13 protein-coding genes are annotated in these 19,456 nt (G+C 49.7%); 3 read left to right on the forward strand and 10 right to left on the reverse strand.

What is annotated here, in order from left to right:
- Nucleotides 1-341: 341 nt before the first annotated feature.
- The 7 genes from H8S65_RS01090 to H8S65_RS01120 form a co-directional block, all read right to left on the reverse strand.
- Nucleotides 342-956 (reverse strand): hypothetical protein, encoded by a 615-nt coding sequence (locus tag H8S65_RS01090; RefSeq protein ID WP_186928110.1) that lies wholly within the window; start codon nt 954-956, stop codon nt 342-344.
- Between the two features lie 3 nt (nt 957-959).
- Nucleotides 960-1,943, reverse strand: coding sequence for a TlpA disulfide reductase family protein (locus H8S65_RS01095; protein ID WP_186928111.1), 984 nt, complete (start codon nt 1,941-1,943; stop codon nt 960-962).
- 16 nt (nt 1,944-1,959) lie between these two features.
- On the reverse strand, nt 1,960-2,733 hold the full coding sequence (locus tag H8S65_RS01100) for an EFR1 family ferrodoxin (RefSeq protein WP_186928112.1): 774 nt from the start codon (nt 2,731-2,733) through the stop codon (nt 1,960-1,962).
- 93 nt (nt 2,734-2,826) lie between these two features.
- Complete coding sequence (locus H8S65_RS01105) at nt 2,827-4,083, reverse strand: TolC family protein (protein WP_186928113.1); 1,257 nt, start codon at nt 4,081-4,083, stop codon at nt 2,827-2,829.
- Between the two features lie 29 nt (nt 4,084-4,112).
- Nucleotides 4,113-7,238, reverse strand: a complete 3,126-nt coding sequence (locus H8S65_RS01110; protein ID WP_186928114.1) for an efflux RND transporter permease subunit — start codon at nt 7,236-7,238, stop codon at nt 4,113-4,115.
- A 5-nt stretch (nt 7,239-7,243) separates the two neighbouring features.
- A complete protein-coding gene (locus H8S65_RS01115) occupies nt 7,244-8,353 on the reverse strand; it encodes an efflux RND transporter periplasmic adaptor subunit (protein ID WP_186928115.1) in 1,110 nt (369 codons plus the stop codon).
- A 265-nt stretch (nt 8,354-8,618) separates the two neighbouring features.
- Nucleotides 8,619-8,969: a DUF8478 family putative metalloprotein gene (locus H8S65_RS01120; RefSeq protein ID WP_186928116.1), complete on the reverse strand. Its 351-nt coding sequence runs from the start codon at nt 8,967-8,969 to the stop codon at nt 8,619-8,621.
- Nucleotides 8,970-9,115: 146 nt separating this feature from the next.
- Between H8S65_RS01120 and H8S65_RS01125 the strand changes: the two genes are divergently transcribed.
- The 3 genes from H8S65_RS01125 (at nt 9,116) to H8S65_RS01135 (ending at nt 14,299) form a co-directional block, all read left to right on the forward strand.
- On the forward strand, nt 9,116-10,660 hold the full coding sequence (locus H8S65_RS01125; protein WP_186928117.1) for a M28 family metallopeptidase: 1,545 nt from the start codon (nt 9,116-9,118) through the stop codon (nt 10,658-10,660).
- Nucleotides 10,661-10,742: 82 nt separating this feature from the next.
- On the forward strand, nt 10,743-12,356 hold the full coding sequence (locus tag H8S65_RS01130) for an ABC-F family ATP-binding cassette domain-containing protein (protein ID WP_186928118.1): 1,614 nt from the start codon (nt 10,743-10,745) through the stop codon (nt 12,354-12,356).
- An 83-nt stretch (nt 12,357-12,439) separates the two neighbouring features.
- Nucleotides 12,440-14,299, forward strand: coding sequence for an LTA synthase family protein (locus H8S65_RS01135; protein ID WP_186928119.1), 1,860 nt, complete (start codon nt 12,440-12,442; stop codon nt 14,297-14,299).
- Between the two features lie 61 nt (nt 14,300-14,360).
- On the opposite strand, the gene H8S65_RS01140 is transcribed toward H8S65_RS01135, so the two are convergent.
- The 3 genes from H8S65_RS01140 to H8S65_RS01150 are packed head-to-tail and all read right to left on the reverse strand — an operon-like array spanning nt 14,361 to nt 19,329.
- Entirely contained in the window at nt 14,361-14,840 is a 480-nt protein-coding gene (locus tag H8S65_RS01140; protein WP_186928120.1) for a toxin-antitoxin system YwqK family antitoxin, read from the reverse strand.
- Between the two features lie 5 nt (nt 14,841-14,845).
- On the reverse strand, nt 14,846-16,486 hold the full coding sequence (locus H8S65_RS01145) for a beta-helix domain-containing protein (RefSeq protein ID WP_186928121.1): 1,641 nt from the start codon (nt 16,484-16,486) through the stop codon (nt 14,846-14,848).
- 44 nt (nt 16,487-16,530) lie between these two features.
- Nucleotides 16,531-19,329: a TonB-dependent receptor gene (locus H8S65_RS01150; protein ID WP_186928122.1), complete on the reverse strand. Its 2,799-nt coding sequence runs from the start codon at nt 19,327-19,329 to the stop codon at nt 16,531-16,533.
- Between the last annotated feature and the right edge of the window lie 127 nt (nt 19,330-19,456).

Here is a 19,456-nt window from a genome sequence, read left to right on the forward strand (position 1 = left end):
CAGTTTCAGGATTCACCTTCACAAGTGCTATAAGATCTTTGTAATCAAACATTTGCTGTGAACCCTGTGCCTTCACAGGGTTCACAGCAAATACAAGTCTTTCAGTCGATTACAGGCAATGTGAAGGTGAATGCTATTTGCATAAACTTATTTTTAATGGGACGGGAACTATAAAATATAGCCTAAAGGATAAAAAAAATAGCCTTTAGGCTATCCAGCTACAGGATATAGGGTAGCTTCAAAAAAGTTATAGCTTTTACTGAAAGCGGTCGGCATCCCTATACAAAAAGATGCCGACCGCTTTTAAGAAAGATGCCTGTTTCTTTTTTGATGAAATCCGGCTACTTCAGCAAAGGCTTCAATTCCTTCTCAAATATATCTTTGCTGACAATACGATAATGAGGCGAATAGGAATCTTCAAACACTTTGCTGTGATGCCCGACAAACTCTCCCCTACCCAACCGCTCTTCTATCTCTTTACGGTCAGCCTCATAACCAGGTAAAGCCAAATCCATTGAACGGACGATCGCCTCGATTCGAAGCCACTCTTTTTGCCATTGGTCAACCGTAACAGGCCGGATACCGTTTACACTGCGGACAAAAGCATCGAAAAAAGTGGCATACGGAATCTGTCCGTTCTTGATAACCGATAGATTTACCCGTAGGAAATTGCCTTCCCAACCGGTCGGCTCGGCTATATCGCCGGTACATTCTGTATAGGAAGCAAGTTCACGACGCAGATAATTACCGGCCGATGCCGTATCGCCGATGATATGCCCCGGACCGAATTTATCCTGAAAGAAATTCTTATAGAGATCCTTCAATGTCGATTTGGGGTACTTCTGCATCTGCCGGGAAACAGCAACACGTACGGCTTCTTCGAAATCTCTCTTCTCTGTCGCAGAAAGGCAAAGGCAGAAAAGAAAGAATAAAGTCAGAAAACTATATTTCCGCATTGTTTACTTAATTACTTCTCCCAATGTTTTGTGCAAGTCTTCACCCGTTATATTCTTGGCAATAATCACCCCGTCCGGTCCCAACAGGACATTGGCCGGAATACCACGAACACCGTAAAGGGCCGGTATCTCCGAATCCCAGTATTTCAAATCGGAAAGATGTGTCCAGGTCAGATTATCGTCGGCAATCGCCTTCAGCCATTTGCTTTTATTATTGTCCAGGGAAATACCTACAATAGTAAAGTTTTTATCCTTATAGTCATTGAAAGCCTTCACCACATTCGGATTCTCGCGGCGGCAGGGAGGACACCAGGAAGCCCAGAAGTCCAGCAGCACGTATTTGCCTCTGAAATCCGAAAGCGACACAGATACACCTGCCGTATCAGGCAATGCAAATTCAGGTGCAACTTTGCCTACCTGTACATTTTCCAACTGCTTGATAATTCCGTCCAAATCTTTCACATAGGGGCAATCGGCCAGTTCGGGGGAAATCTTGGCACGGGTCGCTTTCAGTTCATCCAGCGGCAACTGATAAGTGAAGTAACGATACAGATAAAAAGCGGCGGCAGGCGAAGACGGATGCTTGGTGATCAGACTGTCTATGTCATACCCTTCTTCGAAAACCTTTTCGGCATTCTCCTGAAAGATCGCATTGACAGGAGAGTTCCGGACCGTAATCGTTTCACCGTCATTACTTATCTGTACATCCATATTTGTGTTTTCGACAAAGAGCTGAACAGGATAATTCATATCTTCTGTTGCCAGACCGAACAATAGAGGCTGATCCACTTCTCCTTTAAAAGTGAACTTACCCTCTTTTATTTCTGCCGTATCGACATCAAAAAACATCTTATTCCGGAAGGACTTGAGATAGACTTTGCCATCCGTCCTGCCGGTCACTTCTCCATTTATCACATAACCTTTCGGTGCTTCCTGGCAACTTGCCAACGTCAGGGCCACTAAGGCTGTCACTACTAATCGTTTCATTTCTATTTTGTGTTTATTATTTAATTTCAGGATGATGATACCTTCCTTTTACCAGCGTTCCTTTTCCATATTCGATTGCACGAACCGGACAACGATGAATGCAGGCGACACACTGGACGCAAGTATTCGACCAGACAGGTTTCCCTTCCCGCATGCTGATCGTTCCGGTCGGACAAATCCGTTCACATAACCCACAGGAAATGCAAGCATCCGTCACCCGGAAAGAATTACTTCCGATGGCCAGATGCGCAAAAAGAGGATAAATCCAGTAGCTTTTCAAACCGGGCATACTTCCTGTCTGATACAAAGCGTCCTGCCGATGCTCCCGGATCGCTTCGATAATCCCGGCCACACGCGCCGGGGCATCCTGCAATTTCCGTTCCTCCACCTCTTTGCTGTCTACATTGAAACCGGGCAGCAAGATATAATTATTCGGCATAATGACAGAGTATGCAGCCGTAAGCGATATCGTCCTTTTCCCTAATGCTTTCCCGATCAGCCGATCCGTATATCCGCATTCATCTCCACAGGTAGAAACGGAATAGACCGGCTGTCCGGCATATCCGCCTAAAGTCAGACGGGAGATAAAGCGGGTAACAGGTATCGCCGGTCCCCAGGAATGCACGGGATAAACGAACAAAATCCTTTCATCCGGGTGAACCGGATAAGCTAAGTCTTTCTCTTCTTTACGCAGCTCATCCGCAATTGAAATCAACGGTTCTCCAAACGCCTCACTCAGAGCCTTTGCCACCCAAAGAGAGTTTCCTGTTCCGGTAAAGTAAAATATCATATTCCTATTTTTGTTTCAAATACAAAAATAGGTATAATTCAAGAATATATCTCACATTTACCTTATTAAGAAACCTAAATGACAACGTTGTGGCTACAACTCCACATCCCAGATTCCGGCGCTCTTTTCCAATTCCACCAAAGCCGTGCTGTAATTAAACAAGGTTTCGATGTACTGGGCTTGCACTTCATCATAAGTTCGCTGCGCGTCGAGAACTTCCAACAAAGAGACTTCCCCCCGGTTGTAGCTGTATATCTTGCCATCTATCACTTCACGCGCCTGGCTGAGCATACCGTTTTCATAATGTTCCACCTGCTTGGAGAAAGATTGATAACTGCGGTATGCCTGCATGACTTCTGTCTGAACCTGTAGCAAAGCCTGCTGATATTGTGTCTCGGCCTGCTGTTCACGGAAACGGGCGGCACGGACAGCCCCTTTGTTGAAGTTGGAGAACTTCAAAGGGACGGCAATGCCGGCTGTTACCCCTGTGAAAGGAGGGGCGGGTGCTTCTTCGTTATGCACGCGGGCATTACGGCTGACCGCAATAGACAGATCCACATCCGTATTCCGTTCGCGCCGGGCAACCTTCAAGGCACGGGAAGCGACTTCCTTATTCTTGAGGGCGGCCACCAGGTCGGCACGATTCTCCACGGCATTAGAGAGCAGATCCGCCACTACGAAATCGCGGGACGATATGCGCAAGCCGGCTTGCGGCTGAAAAAGAGAGTCATGCGCAAGCGTACCGGTCAGCAAGTTCAGGTTGGAGAAAGCATTCTGCAGCTCGGCATCGGCCTGCAACAGTTCGTTATGCAGTATTCCGGCTTCCAGACGACTCTGCGTAGCATCGATCTCCATGATTTTACCTAAAGAATGGCGGACACTGTCGCTTTCCGCCAACTGCCGGATGTTTTCGTATGCATTCTCCTTTACCTTATACAGCTCGTATTGTTTTAATGCTTCCAGATAAGAGACAGTCGCTTCCGAACGCAGATTACGGAAATAATCGGCAAGCAATGCTTTCGTCAGCTCGTTTTCGCTGCGAGCAAGTGCTATGCCGGCACTACGCTTACCAAAAGTAAACGTCTTGCTTAGCTCGACTTCCACTCCCTCACCCATCCGGAGGCTGTTATTCTCATTATTAAAATAAGAAACGGACAAGTTCGGATCATTGAAAACTTTGGCTGCCGTCACTTCAGCCTCCGATACATTCACATTCAGACGCTCTGCGGCATACTCAAGGTTACCTTCAACAACCTTTTCCATATATTGACGATAAGAAAGAGGAACGATTTGCTGGGCGGAAAGCGACAAGGCGCCACATAAACCGATTATAGACAAATATAATTTCATTACGATTCTATCTTATTTGATTATTCAATTTATAACAACGACTCCCCGCTCCCGATACTTTTATCCACTTCCCGGAGCGGTTCTTTGTCGAGGTAATGCTTCTCCACCATATAATATAGGGCAGGGAGCACATACAAGGTGATAACGGTTGCGAACAGCAAGCCATATACAATCACGGTTGCCAGCGGGCGCTGCACATCCGACCCGATACCGGTACTAAGGGATGCCGGCAGCAAACCGAGAACGGCAACCGTAGCAGTCATGAGGATCGGACGGAAACGGTGCTTGGTCCCGGTAATAACCGATTCCTTGAAATCACGTCCACGCGTACGGAGGTTGTTGATATGCGAAATCATAATGACACCATTCTGGATGGCGACACCGATAAGGGCGATAAAACCGACCGCAGACGACACGTTCAACGTCATCCCCCGCACATTCAACGCCAACATACCACCGAACAGGGCCAGCGGAACGACACACATCATCAGGGCCGCCTGCCGGAACTTACCGCAAGCGGCGAACAAAAGCAACAGCATAATCCCCAATGCCAACGGCACGACAGCCGCCAAACGGCTGTAGGCACGATGCTGGTTTTCGAACTGTCCGGCCCATTTGAGATGCACCTGGTCGTGATCGTACTTCACCTCCCGGTCGATAATCTTATTCGCCTTATTCAGAAAGGCAGTCAAGTCGACTCCACGCAAGTTCACACGAACCGTCAGATGGCGCTTGTTCATCTCGCGGGTAATAGTGCTGGCGCCGGTCGTCATCCTGATATCCGCAACCTGCGAAAGCGGTATCTTCGTACCTGCATCCGTCGTCAGTAACAGATTCCCGATCCGTTCGGGCGAGTTACGGCTGGCATCGTCGAAACGGCAGATCACATCATAGCTCTTGCTGCCGACAAAAATCTGGGAGATAGCCTTTCCCCCGATTGCCAACTCGATCAGGTCCGCCACATCCGATACATTCAAACCATATTGTGCGATACGGTCGCGGTTGGCAATAATCTGAAGCTGGGGAAGAGGCGGCTCCTGGTCAACGGCGACATCGGCCGCTCCCGGAATCGTCTTCAGGACATTGGCCACCTTCTCGGCGATATGGCGTGTTTCGGTAATATCGTCTCCATAGATTTTCAAAGCCAGGTCGCTGTGTGCACCGGCAATCTGGTCCATCACCATGTCGATGATCGGCTGGGAGAAACCGACGGAGTAGCCCGGCATGGTAGAAAGCTTCTCCGACATTTCCTCGATCAGATCGGCCTTCGTCTTCCCATATTTCCAGGTGCTATAGGGCTTAAGGCCGACACCGCATTCGATATGAGACAGAGAAAACGCCTCCGCTCCCTCGTCGTCACGGCCTACCTGCGTCATGACATACGACACTTCATCGAACTGCTTCAACGTCTCGCGCAACTCGGCTCCCATTTCTTTCGACTTCTCGATGGAAATCCCCGGAGGTAGTTGCACCTGTATCCAGATCGCCCCTTCATCCAAAGGCGGCAGGAAATCCTTGCCGACGGTATAACTCAGCACACCCGCACCGACCAGGATAAGGGCTAACGGCATCAGAACCCGCTTCGGCTTTTCCAGCAGATTCGTTATCTGCCTGTTATAGCCTTCCGAAAGTTTTTCGAGCCAACGGTTATGATAGAGTTTACGCGGCTTACGGTAAGCAAAGAAAGCCAGTCCCGGAATCAGCAACAACGCCACACACAGGGCTCCGACCAAAGCATATCCCACCGTATAGGCCATCGGTGTAAACAATTTCTTCTCAATATGCTCGAAAGCGAAAAGCGGAAGATAAGCCGTAATAATAATCAAGGTGGAAAAGAAGATAGGCCGCGCCACTTCGGTCGTACGGCGCAGTATGGACTCTTCCGTCAAGATCTCGTCCGAATGCCGTTCACGCTTCTTCAACACCGTTTCCATCATCACGATCGCCCCGTCTACCAAAATACCGAAGTCGATCGCCCCCAACGACAGCAGGTTGGCCGGAATATCGGTAATATGCATCAGGATAAAAGCGATCAACAAGGATAACGGAATCGTCAAAGCCACCAGCAACGCGCCCCGCCAACTTCCCAGGAACAGGATCAGCACCAGCACGACCAGCACCATCCCTTCGAAAAGCGTGTGCGACACCGTATGCAAGGTCGTGTTCACCAGATCGGTACGGTCCATAAACACATGGATGCGGGTTCCTTCCGGCAAGGTTTCGTTGTTCAGTTCCTCAACGGCTGCATGCACACCCTCCAGGACCTGCGAAGGGTTCTCTCCCCGCAACATCTGCACGATTCCTTCCACACCGTCGGATATATCGCGAACACCGTCCGTAAAGCCCAACACGCCTTTACGTTCCAGGTTTCCGTATTTCAAACGGCCTATATCGTTCAGATAGATCGGAACGCCGTTCTCCGTCTTGATCACGATCCGTCCCAGGTCTTCCAAATCCTTCACCAGCCCGATCCCGCGGATCACATAGCTCAGGTCTCCCCGACTCAACATGCTACCTCCGGCGTTCACATTATTCTTTTCGATCTTCTCGGTGATATCGCCCAGCGTCACATCATATTGGTCTAACTTATGCGGGTCCACCTCGATCTGATACTGGGTCGTGATCCCGCCATAGTTACTGACGTCGGCAACACCGGTCACCTGTTTCAGGCGCGGAATAATCACCCATTTATGCAGGTCTGTCAGTTCGCGGCGATCCAAACGGTCGCTTTCCAGCACATAGCGGAAGATTTCCCCGGTCGGGGAAGTCAACGGGTTCAGCCCCGGAACCGCATCATAAGGCAGCTCCACATCGACAAGCCGTTCCTGCACACGCTGGCGCGCCCAGTAATCCTCTATGCCATCATCGAAAACGAGTACGACGGTGGAAAGCCCGAACGTGTTCTTACTACGCATCACGTTCAGTCCCGGCATCCCGTTCATCGCCCTTTCAATCGGGATACTGATCTGTTGTTCGATCTCTTCGGCTGCCAGTCCCGGCACCTGGGTAACGATCTGGACGGTCGTGTCGGCAATGTCAGGATAAGCGTCGATCGCCAGCTTTGTCCACGAATAATAACCGACAACCGCCAGAAACAGGAACAGGACGAACATCAGTCCTCGCCGATGTATCGCCAGGTAAATAATCCTTTTCATAGCGCTTACCGTACATCAATTAAGTAAAAAGCTCCGGTGACGACAATCTCCTCTCCGGGGACCAAGCCCGACAGCACAACGGTTTTCTTCCCATCGCCGACACCTGTCGAGACCTTCTGTTTCCGGTAATTATTATCGCCCAATGCAACGAGCACATAGCTGTCGTCTTCTTCCTGCAGGATCGCGGATGTCGGGATACGGATCACCTCGGCAGCCTTATCGCTCAACTTTACCGTGCCGTACATGGCAGGTTTCATCAGACGCGCACTGTTATCGCATTCGATCAGCACCTCTACCGAGCGCGTATCTTCGTCCAGCATTTCGCTGATATGGTAAATCTTTCCCGTAAACGGCTGTTCCGGCAGGGCGACCAGACGTATCTCCACGTCGTTGAGTGCCTGCACCAGGTTCATATCCTTCTCTTTCACATGAGCCACAACCCAGACTTTGTTCAGGTCGGCAATCACCGCAACCGGATCGGCATCTTCCTTCATATACTGGCCGATCACAATATTATCCTTTACGACCTCGCCCGCTATCGGGGAACGGACGACAAGCGGCTGTCCCAGTACCAGATCGTCCGGGTTGATCTGAAACACCTTCAAGGCCGCCTCGGCATTCTCATAGTCTTTCTTCTTCAATTCATAATTCACCTCGGCCTCTTCCAGTTCCTTCTGAACGCCGACCTTGTTCCGGATCAAGTCTTTCTCGCGCTTCAGGCTCTTCAAAGCCAGTTCCATCTCCTGTTTAGCCTGGTAGTAAGCCTTTCCCGTCTCGAAAAACGAAGGGGAACTGATCTCGAAAACCGGGCTGCCCGGCACCACTTTCTGTCCGAGGCGGACGAACGACTTGCTGATACGTCCGGCAAACGGAGAAGCGATCTCCGCATAGTTGGCCGGAATCGCCTTTACAACGCCGGATGTACTGAACTCCATGCAATAGGGTTCACGTACGACTTTCTCCGTTTTCAGACGGGACAGGATCGGCGAGTTCGCGCCGATTTGTATGGTATCTCCTTTTAAAGTAACAGTGACAGACGCCTCATCGTCCTGCTTGTTGGAATGGCAGGCACTAAATACTATTGCAGGAAGCAACAGTAACAATATTCGTTTCATATAATAAGAAATTTATTGCGTTTGGAAATTTCTCCCTGCTACTTTCGGGAAAGGGACAGGGAGCGCTTGTTATATTCCCCGCATCTCCTAAATAGTTTCATCGGTATGAAACAAAAGTTTCATCGGCATGGAACAAAAGTTTCATCGGCATGGAACAAAAGTTTCATCGGCATGGAACAAAAGTTCCACTACTATGAAACATCGAGTTCCACCGGTAGAACATTCAGGCACGAGGAGGGACGTCAAGAAACACGTCCGTATATTTTTATCCTATGAATACGGGAGGCGCACGTTGACTCCTGCTGCGGATGACCCGAAGGACAGAAACAGGCTCAAGTTGCAACAGGAAAGTAGCAAGCAGCACCCAAGCGATCCCCACGACAAAACCCGGAGTCTCTTCCAAGACCAGATCGTTCAGCAGATGGATGGTCTCGAAAGCCTCGGTATTATGGGTGTGCTGGGGTTGCCCGTCCTGTCCGGGCAGATAGGGATGCGAATGGATAATCGTATAGGTCGGGAAATGGTGGACGTGGGTGAAGGCGACACCTCCTGCGTAGTAGCTGATAAAGAGCACTACCAACAGATACTTTAATATGGAATTGCGAAACACGCCCACTTGCCCTGATTTTTGCCTGCAAAGATATTTATTTATTTCCGTTATCGGGATACGAATCTGTTACGTTTATCAGACATTTACTTGAAATTCATTTGGAACACGAACTTTTTATATCTTAATTTGCATCACCATAAAAAACACACGATATGAAAAGAGCTTTACTTATCTGGGCGGCGATGGCTTGCATGGCTGTCCATTCGGTTCCGGCACAAGATGCTGCTGTAAACAAAATCATCGAAATCGGTCAAACGGACAATCAGGTGATGGATCATTTGGATGTACTCACCAACCGCATCGGCGGCCGCGTGATCGGCTCGAATGCTTATGACAATGCGGTCGACTGGGTGTCCTCCAAGTTTAAGGAATGGGGACTGGAAGTCGAACTGCAGGAAGCCGGTACGTTGCCGGTCGGCTTCAACCGCGGACCGTGGTTCGGCAAACTGTTAGGTGAGAACGGGATGGAACTGCATTTCGTCACTCCCTCTTACACTGCCGGGACAAAGGGAGTGCAACGTGGACATGTCTTACAGGAACCGCTCACCCAAAGCGAATTCGACCGTATAAAAGGGCAATTGAAAGGGGCTTGGGTGCTGATTAACGGAAAGAATGTCGGCTGGCCGGTCGACCGTTCCGCTAAAGGCGACTCCATCCGTGCCGCCATCATTGCCGAAAACAATGAAACAGCCAAGAAAAACCGCCAGATCATGGAGGATAACTGGCGCAACAATACCGACAACCCGCTGTTGCCGTTGAAAGAGGATGTCCCGGCTCTGTTCTACAAACAGATGTGCGAGGCCGGCGCATTGGGCTTTATCCAATCGGCTACCGTCCCTTTGCGCGCTCTCTATGACAAGGCTGTTATGCACGATCCGACTTTCACCTTCGACAACCTGCCGGACGTTTGCGACATCAAGTTGGACGAACACCAATATGCGACCATCAAGCAGATGGTAAAGGAACGCCGTACCTTTTTCCTTGAATTCGATATCCGCAACCATTTCCGTATGGGACCGGTGAAATACTATAATGTGATCGGTAAGATCAAAGGGACCAAATACCCGAACGAGTATGTGATGGCGAGCGGTCATTTGGATGCGTTCGACGTGGCGACAGGTGGCGTGGACTGCGGTTCCGGCGTCACTCCGGTGATGGAAGCGGCCCGAATGATCATGAAATCCGGCGCAAAGCCTAAACGGACGATGTTGTTCTGTGCTTTCGCAGGCGAAGAATTCGGATTGTTAGGTTCTACAGCCTGGGTAAAAGCCAATAAGGATAAGTTAGATAAAATCTCCAACCTGTTCAACCGCGACGGCGGCCCGACACCTCCCGTCGGACTCGATGTACCGAAAGCGATGTACCGGGATTTCGTGAAGATATGCGAACCGATCAGGAAGATCCGCCCCGACTACCCCTTCGAAGTGAAAGAAGCCGGCCCGTTCACCAAACCGTCGCAACCGGGCGGCACGGATGCTTCGGTCTTTGCTGTTGAAGCTGTCCCGACTATCGACTTCAACGAAAAGGACATCAAAGGCTACAACTTCAGCTACGGCGAAATCTGGCACACCGAACGCGACACGTACAGCAAAAGCATCCCGGAATATCAGGAACATGCCGCCACGGTGATGGCGATCGTGACGTTAGGAGTGGCGAACTTGGATCATTTGCTGTCGAGAGAAGGTTTGTATAAGTAGTTACTTTCAGACCAAGCCGAAAGTAACAGATATTTTTCGTACCTTTGCACACTCAAAAGCAAATTAATTAGGTATACAAGATATGATAACGGTTAACAATCTGGACGTACAGTTCGGAAAACGTATCCTGTTTCAGGATGTCAATATGAAGTTCACGCCGGGCAACTGCTACGGCATCATCGGAGCTAACGGCGCCGGTAAATCAACATTCCTCCGTGTTATCAGCAAGCAGCTGGACCCGACACGCGGAACAGTGTCGTTAGGACCGGGTGAACGTCTTTCCGTATTGAGCCAGGATCACTTCGCATTCGACGAATATACCGTAATGGACACGGTGTTGATGGGGCATACCACCCTTTGGGAGGTGATGAGCGAGAAAAACGCTCTGTATGCAAAGCCTGATTTCAGCGATGCCGACGGCATCCGCGTATCGGAACTGGAAGAGAAGTTCGCCGAAATGGAAGGCTGGAATGCCGAAAGCGATGCTGCCGCCCTGTTGAGCGGCTTGGGTATCTCGGAAGAATTCCATTACACGCAGATGAAGGATATGAGCGGTAAGCAGAAAGTACGTGTCCTGCTGGCACGCGCCCTCTTCGGACAGCCCGATAACCTGTTGCTGGACGAGCCGACCAACGACCTCGACCTTGAAACCGTTATGTGGCTTGAAAACTATCTGGCAAACTTCGAACACACTGTGTTGGTTGTCAGCCACGACCGTCACTTCCTCGACTCTGTCTGTACGCATACGGTAGATATCGACTTCGGTAAACTGCAGATGTTCGCCGGAAACTATAGCTTCTGGTACGAATCCAGCCAGTTAGCACTCCGCCAGCAGCAGAACCAGAATAAGAAAGCGGAAGAAAAGAAGAAAGAATTGGAAGAGTTCATCCGCCGCTTCAGTGCCAATGTAGCGAAGTCCAAACAGACGACCAGCCGCAAGAAGATGTTGGAGAAACTGAACATCGAAGAGATCAAGCCGTCTTCACGACGCTATCCGGGTATCCTGTTCACACCGAACCGCGAACCGGGCAACCAGATATTGGAAGTAAAGGGGCTGACAAAATCCATCGACGGGAAAGTCCTGTTCCGGGATCTGAACTTCAACGTAGAGAAAGACGACAAGATCGTATTCATCAGCCACGACCCGCGTGCGATGACCGCCCTTTTCCAGATCATCAACGGAGAAGAAAAGGCCGATGCCGGAACGTATCAGTGGGGACAAACCATCACGACGACCTATCTGCCGCTCGACAACTCCAAGTATTTCAACTCGGATTACAACCTGATCGACTGGCTGAGCCAGTTCTCGCCCGACACGAACGAAGTCTTCCTGAAAGGCTTCCTCGGACGTATGCTGTTTTCCGGTGAAGAGCTGTTGAAGAAAGTGAGCGTACTTTCCGGAGGTGAAAAGATGCGTTGTATGATCTCCCGCATGATGTTGACGGATGCCAACTGTATCATCCTCGACACGCCGACCAACCATCTGGACCTGGAATCCATCCAGGCATTCAATAACACATTGCAGTCATTCAAAGGAAACATCCTGTTCTCCAGCCATGACCACGAGTTCATCCAGACGGTTGCCAACCGCATCATCGAGCTGACTCCGAACGGCATTATCGACCGTATGATGGAATACGACGATTATATTACCGATCCGATGGTCGCCGAGCTGAGAGAAAAGCTTTATAAATAAACAAGCATTGATAACTTTCCAGAAGAAGAACCAGATATGCGGATGACGCATATCTGGTTCTTTCTCCGATACCTTCCCTGTATATGAAAAAAAGAATCCTCTTCCTCCTTGCCCTATATTTCATGTGGTTACCGCTACTGGCAATCCAGAAGCCTGTGTTCATGTTGTACCACCATGCCTTAGCGAGCGGATGTTCGCTAATCGATTACCTTAAGGTAATTACACATGGGTTACTGTTGGACTGTACGATAGCCGGCTATCTGACGGCGTTACCTTTGCTGATGACGTTAGTTTCGGTATGGTTGCCGGGATCTTTTTACAGGAAACTGCTGAAAGGATATTTCGGAATCATGGCGGTATCGATCGCAGCGATCTTTTCCGTGGATGTGGCTTTATACGGCTACTGGGGATTCAGGCTGGATGCAACGCTTTTCTTCTATCTTCAATCACCCGGCGATGCGATGGCAAGTGTACCGCTGGGGCAATTCTTTGCCCAATTGCTGATGTTCGCCGTATATGCTTTCGGGATATATTGGGTGTTGAAGAGGTTTATCGTTCCGCTCTTCCCTGAAACACAGGTGCGAAAACGATTAGGCGGAAGCCTTATCTTTATCCTATTGGGAGGAATACTTTTCATTCCGATACGGGGAGGCGTCACGACTTCGACGGCGAATGTGGGGATGGTATATTTCAGTAAGAACCAGTTCCTCAACCATTCAGCAATCAATCCTTGTTTCAGCCTGATCGCTTCGCTTAGCAAGCAGCAGGATTTTGCGGCACAGTTCAATTTCTTCCCGGAGGAGGAAAGGGAGGAGATAATGGGAACCTTGTCCACGCACTCCCGCATGGAGTGCGGGAATGAGGAAGGCGACACGATACCGCAAGCCCTTCTCAATACCTCGCGGCCGAATATATTGATTATCCTGATGGAAAGTTTCTCGGCAAATGCGATCGGAGCGGTCGGCGGAGATTCCGCCATTACGCCTAACCTGAACCGGCTGAGCCGGGAAGGAGTGCTTTTCACGAATATGTATGCCAATTCGTTCCGAACAGACAGAGGAATCGTTTCGGTATTGAACGGATATTTAGCACAGCCGACCACTTCCATCATGAAGTATCCGGCAAAGAGCCAAACGCTACCTTCCATTGCCAAGAGCCTGACAAACGAAGGATATGTCGCCGACATGCTGTATGGCGGAGACATCAACTTCACCAATATGCAGAGTTATTTCTTCAGTTCCGGTTACAGCCGGATCACGGCAGACCGTGATTTCCCACTCACCAGCCGCCTGAGTAAATGGGGAGCGAACGACGATGTGACGTTTCGCCACCTGTACGAAGACATCAAAAACCGGGACAGCCAGGTCCCCTGGCTCAGTACCTTCCTGACGTTAAGCAGCCATGAGCCGTTTGAAGTACCCTATCACCGGTTGGACGGAATGGGACTGTATCCAAACTCGGTTGCTTTCACGGACAGTTGTATCGGCAATTTCATAGATAAATTGAAAGAACTGCCGGCGTGGAAGAATACGCTGGTTATTTTCGTTTCCGACCACGGATATCCTTATCCGAAAGATGTGACGGGCTATGAGCCCCGCCGCTACCATATCCCGATGCTCTGGATCGGCGGTGCGGTGAAAGAACCTGTCGTGATCGACAAATATGCCAATCAGACAGATCTTGCCGCCACCTTGTTGAACCAGTTAGGGATCGATCACGACGCTTTCACTTTCAGCCGGAATATCCTAAGCTCCGATTATCTGGAATATGCTTTCTATACTTATTCCAACGGGTTCGGGTTTATCGACAGTACCGGAATTTCCGTCTATGACAACGAAGGAAACAAACCGCTGATCGAAACACCCCGCGAAGGCAGTGACCTGAGACTTCGCAAGGGAAAAGCATTGCTGCAAACACTGTATGACGATTTAGGAAACCGGTAATAATTAATAATTAAGAATTAAAAAATCCATCATTCTTAATTATTAATTATTAATTCTTGATTTACGTTCCTTCCTGCTTCTCTTCGGAGATCAATCGCCCATCATCGTTCCAGGTACGCCAAATGCCGCTTTTCTTTCCTCTGGTATAGAACATCTCGAAGCGGAGAACGCCTTTATCGTTCCACACCCGCCAAGGTCCGTCTTTCTGCCCCTCTTTATAGGAAGCGATACCGGTCAGTTGTCCGGCTTCGTTATAAGTACGCCATTCTCCATGAAAAATGCCGTGATAGTAAGAACGGACTTCCGCAATCTTGCCATCGGGATAGTAAATCACATAAGTCCCTTCGGGGCGGCCGTCTTTGAGGAAAAGTTCCATCTTCAACATACCGTCGTCGTAAAACTCGGTATAACGGCCAGTGTAAGGAGTCGTTTGAGACTCGTCCGTATAATACTGGCCTTCGCTAAGGAACAAGTCCTGCGCCTGGATCACCAGGGCAGAACTTGCCAATAATGTTGATGTCAATAATAATCTCTTTATCATCTTTTTTAATATTCAGTGTTCTGCGGGTCCCAGTTTGTCCAACCGGCTGTCCAATCGTTCGTTCCGTCAAAAGCTCCTTTGTAGGTTACTTTTTCGAAGAAGCTGTTGTTCAAGACTTCGTCGACAAATTCGGCTCCTTGTACGGCAGAAGCAACGACAGAAGAATAGTCACCGTCTTTCGATACAATCTCGTTGGTGGTTGCCAAAGTCGTATTGTTACCTGCCCGGTTGAAGAAGTTCTCGCTTACCTTTTCATCATCGTAGAAGTTCTTCCACATACCGGCGAAGATTACGTTCTTGACGGCGATACCGTCGTTTGCCGTACCTTTCTTATCCGTTGCACGAAGTCCGTAAGGCCATCCCGTGAATACGGAGTTGTAGACATTCAAGCTCGAATTACGGCGCAGGTGCATGGCTGCCTGAAATTTACCTCCTTTGGCTCCGTTGGCGGCATCGGCTGTCTTTGCCTCAACCTCGGCTTGCGTCATATCAGATACTTTTCCATAGAACGGGCCGATCAAGGTCACGTTGGAGAAGACCGGCTTCGTAAGCGGGGTGTTAGAAGAACCGCTTGCGTCATTATCGGATTCGAAGCCGTTAGAGTCGGAAGTATCAGCAATATCCTTGTCACGTACGCTCAACAGGAACTGCAAATTACCCGTATAGCCGTAATCGGTATCGAAATCATCGTCCCAACCCTTGTAAGCCACCAGATGCTTGGCATTGACCGTTCCACCGAACCATTCATACGAATCGTCATTGGAATAAGACACCTGTACGAATTCCACTTCCGTACCGCTACCGACACCACCGAATGTCAGACCGTTGATCTCCTTGTCCGGTTCCAAAGGATAGCCGGCAAATTCAATGCGGACATATTTCAGCTTACCGGAACTCTCACCGTTAAATTCATCAGAGGTCGTATTGCCATATTCCGTTCCGGGTCCACCCTCGATAACCGGTCTTTTTGTCTGGTTTACACGAGCATTCCCGCAGATAATCAAACCACCCCAGTCTCCCGTCACACGTTTGCCCGGTTCTTTATCGGAAGTAAAGACGATCGGTTTGTCAACCGTACCCTCAGCCATGATCTTCGCACCCGGTTCGATAATCAAAGAGGCTGCCTTTTCACCGGAAGAAACAGATACACCCTTGATAACCGTTCCTGCTTCAATTGTCAACGTAGCACCCGACTTTACATAAACAAAGCCTTTCAGATAGTTTTTATCAGCAGCATTCAGCGTAAGATCGGAAGTAATCTCTCCCTCCAGAGTCACCTCTTTGGAAGACGGTGCATCATTAGAAACAGTCACGGAGCAAGTTGCCGTCTTATTGCCATCCTTTGTCGTAGCGGTGATCGTGGCAGTACCCTCGGCAACCCCTGTCACCTTACCGGCATCTACCGTTGCCACCTTTTCATCGGAGGAACTCCATGTTATCGTTTTATCCGTTGCATCGTCCGGAGTAATCGTGGCGGACAATGTCACAGACTCGCCCACCTTGACAGTTGCAGTCGTCGGACTTACGGCAACAGCCGACACGGCTATGGAGCCATCGGGCTTGTCATCTTCACTACAAGATACAGTTCCAAACATAACGGCCAGTGCACATACAGAGGCCAAACCTTTCAATAGAAATCTGTTCATAATAAAAACATTTTGTTTGTAATAGAAATATATTCTTATTCACTTTAAAACTTGAGGGAAACACCTACATTAATATCCACTCCCGGACGGTAGCTGCGCACCAGCTGTTCCCGTTCACGCTTACCTCCGTTCTCGTCCGTCAGCTTCACGAACTGCTTGTATTCGATTTTGGAGTTCAGCATATCCTGGATTCCCGCCTTGATCTCGACGACCTTGCCGATCTTCTTCGAGAAGGTCAGATCCAGAGAGTTACGAGGCATCTCGTATATGTCGGGAATATCTTCATTCTGGTTCTGCATCGGGACACCGACCGACTCGATACGCTTCCCGATACGATTGTAAAGTAGCGAGGCGGAGATTCCATTGTCGTCATGCTGATAAAACAGGCCGGCATTCACCAGATAAGGAGATTGCCCCGCCAACGGCCGGTCACGTTCAGGCGCTCCTTCCTCAAAGCGGACACGGCTATGGATATAGGCGGCATTGCAAACCAGGCTCAACCCTCTCAATCCGATAAAGTCGAGGCTTTTCTTCACATCCAACTCAATGCCGAACGTCTCGGCATTCTTCGCATTGTGGTAGGTATATTGCAGACCGGAACCCGCCTCGTTATAGGTTTCCTCGATCGGGTCCTTGAACCGTTTGTAGAAGGCCCCGGCCGTTATCATCTCGCCGGAAGCCGGATAGAATTCATAACGCACCTCCAGGTTGTCTGCATAAGCGTTCTTCAATCCGGTGTTACCGACGATATTCGCATCCCGCTCGAAATTGAAATACACATATGGCACTACCTCGCGGAACTCCGGCCGGTTGACCGAACGACCGTAAGCGGCACGCACAAGGTGTTTCGCAGACAGGTTGTAAGAGATATTGACGGAAGGGAAGAAATCGGCCGTCCGGTTATCCAGGTGAACAGGAGTCGTACCGTCCGAACTGTAACCATCCATTTTCAGGTTATAATATTCCATGCGGACACCGATATTGGCATTCAGCGCCTCCCCGTAGTTCAACTTGGCAGAGACATAAGCGGCTCCCAGGATATTTTCGGAAGTATAGGAGTCGCTGTTCGTCGTCGTCTCACGCATCCATATCCGGTCTGCCGAAATGTTTTCGTCACTGAACAACCCCGTATAATCCCAGTCGGCATACCGGTCATACCCTTTGCCTAACAGGTTGTAACCGAACCGGCGGGCATCGAACGTACGGCTCTTGTATTCTCCATAGACACCACCGTTAAGTAAAGGGGCGAACTTGTCGGAGACAGCGAACTTATGTTCATAATTGGCGGCGAGCGAAGCACTGTGATCCTTCAAGTCCTGATAATAGCGCATCGGATCGGAGACGTAATAGTCCGGTAAGTCCGTCTTCGTCTCGTCGAGGATGGAATTCACGATCTTGCGGTCCGGCTCCCGGTAGGATGCAAAGGCATAGCCCGCAGTCCAGTCTACTTTGTTGATATTCTCCTGCAACGTATGCGTGCCGCCGAGTTGCCCTGAGTAGGTCGTACGTCCGGTATAAAGGGATTCCCACTTGCGGATATCCTTGTCGGAATAGTAGTTCATTCCTTCCCGTTGTGTCAGAGCGGAAACACCGCGTTGGCTGAAAAAGTTACGGAACTCGTACTTATGATCGCCTTTCATAAACGACCAGTTGAACAGGGCTCCTAACTTGGAGGTATTCTTATATCGGACATCGTTGTACTCAAAGCGTGGACGTGAGACATCGTTCGCCACATCATAGGTGATATAGTTGTTATTCACCGTCTCCGAATAATCGTAGCCGGTACTCCAGTTCACATTCGTGATATTCCCGATCTTCCAGTCGCCTGCATCATACGAACGGTGCGAGGTGAGCGATATCTTCTGGTCCGGGATAGCCGTGAACCGATTGATCCCCCAACGCTGGTTGATCCGGCGTGTAAAGGCAGCGGCTTCTTCTGTCGAATAATCCCCTAAATGAGAAGGAGAAGAGGATGGCAGACTCCGCATCCCGGCTCCGAATCCGAGGTAGTCTTTCCAGCTCCCGTTCGTCAGCTGGAAACTGCGGAAAGTGGCATTCGTATTGAATCCCATCTGGTAAGAGACGTTTAAGGTATTCCCGTCCGGTATATTCTTGGTCATCACTTGCACGAAACCGCCGGAGAAATCGGCCGGTAGTTCGGCAGACGGACTTTTATAGACCATCATATTGTCGATCAGAGAAGAAGGGAGCACATCGAACGAGAAGGCCCGGCTGTCCGTCTCGCTCGAAGGAGTGGTTGCATTGTTCAGCCAGACATTATTATATCGTTGCGCCAGCCCCCGGACCACCACAAAGCGGTCATCCACGATCGTAAGCCCCGGAATACGGCGCAACACCTCGGCGGCATCACTGTCCTGTGTCTTGCCGATCTGCTGGGCTGAAATACCGCTTACGACCGGCAGGCTTTTCCGCACCGTATTGATAATGGCGGTTTCCGTTCCTAACTTCCGCTGTGCTACGACCACCACGTTCTGAAGTTGCAGGTCGGCATCGGACAGTTCGATCCTCAGCACCGACTCCTGATGTGCCTTCACTACCACATCCCGGATCGTTTCCGACTTATAAGACACATAAGAAGCGACTAACGTATAGGTTCCCGGTTTCACGTTCTCGATACGAAAGTTACCATCTACATCTGCAATCGCCCCCACCGTGGTCCCTTCGATCACCACTGAAGCGCCGATCAGGGTATCCTTGAACTTGGCATCCGAAACCGTCCCGCAGATGACACCTGTTTGTGCCTCTGCCGACAGCGAGAAAATGCTTCCTAACAATAACAGGAGAAATATCTTTGCATTCTTTATTTCACACTTGCTTCTCATTCCTTATTACTTGTTTCATTTATTTGCGGCAAAAGTACAGGGGGGGTATTGCAATGGGATGTAAACAGCATTACAATGCAAAAACAATTATTACGATTTGTTTGCAGGCATGGACCGGCTAAACCTG

The organism is Parabacteroides hominis (genome assembly GCF_014287585.1).
In the GTDB taxonomy this organism is placed as follows: domain Bacteria; phylum Bacteroidota; class Bacteroidia; order Bacteroidales; family Tannerellaceae; genus Parabacteroides; species Parabacteroides hominis.

Excerpts from the sequence above, each read along its gene's own strand:
- H8S65_RS01115 (WP_186928115.1), bottom strand. The coding sequence starts at position 8,353 with ATGAAACGAATATTGTTACTGTTGCTTCCTGCAATAGTATTTAGTGCC.
- H8S65_RS01140 (WP_186928120.1), bottom strand. The coding sequence starts at position 14,840 with ATGATAAAGAGATTATTATTGACATCAACATTATTGGCAAGTTCTGCC.
- H8S65_RS01105 (WP_186928113.1), bottom strand. The coding sequence starts at position 4,083 with ATGAAATTATATTTGTCTATAATCGGTTTATGTGGCGCCTTGTCGCTT.
- H8S65_RS01110 (WP_186928114.1), bottom strand. The coding sequence starts at position 7,238 with ATGAAAAGGATTATTTACCTGGCGATACATCGGCGAGGACTGATGTTC.
- H8S65_RS01150 (WP_186928122.1), bottom strand. The coding sequence starts at position 19,329 with ATGAGAAGCAAGTGTGAAATAAAGAATGCAAAGATATTTCTCCTGTTA.
- H8S65_RS01100 (WP_186928112.1), bottom strand. The coding sequence starts at position 2,733 with ATGATATTTTACTTTACCGGAACAGGAAACTCTCTTTGGGTGGCAAAG.
- H8S65_RS01145 (WP_186928121.1), bottom strand. The coding sequence starts at position 16,486 with ATGAACAGATTTCTATTGAAAGGTTTGGCCTCTGTATGTGCACTGGCC.
- H8S65_RS01125 (WP_186928117.1), top strand. The coding sequence starts at position 9,116 with ATGAAAAGAGCTTTACTTATCTGGGCGGCGATGGCTTGCATGGCTGTC.
- H8S65_RS01135 (WP_186928119.1), top strand. The coding sequence starts at position 12,440 with ATGAAAAAAAGAATCCTCTTCCTCCTTGCCCTATATTTCATGTGGTTA.
- H8S65_RS01095 (WP_186928111.1), bottom strand. The coding sequence starts at position 1,943 with ATGAAACGATTAGTAGTGACAGCCTTAGTGGCCCTGACGTTGGCAAGT.
- H8S65_RS01130 (WP_186928118.1), top strand. The coding sequence starts at position 10,743 with ATGATAACGGTTAACAATCTGGACGTACAGTTCGGAAAACGTATCCTG.
- H8S65_RS01090 (WP_186928110.1), bottom strand. The coding sequence starts at position 956 with ATGCGGAAATATAGTTTTCTGACTTTATTCTTTCTTTTCTGCCTTTGC.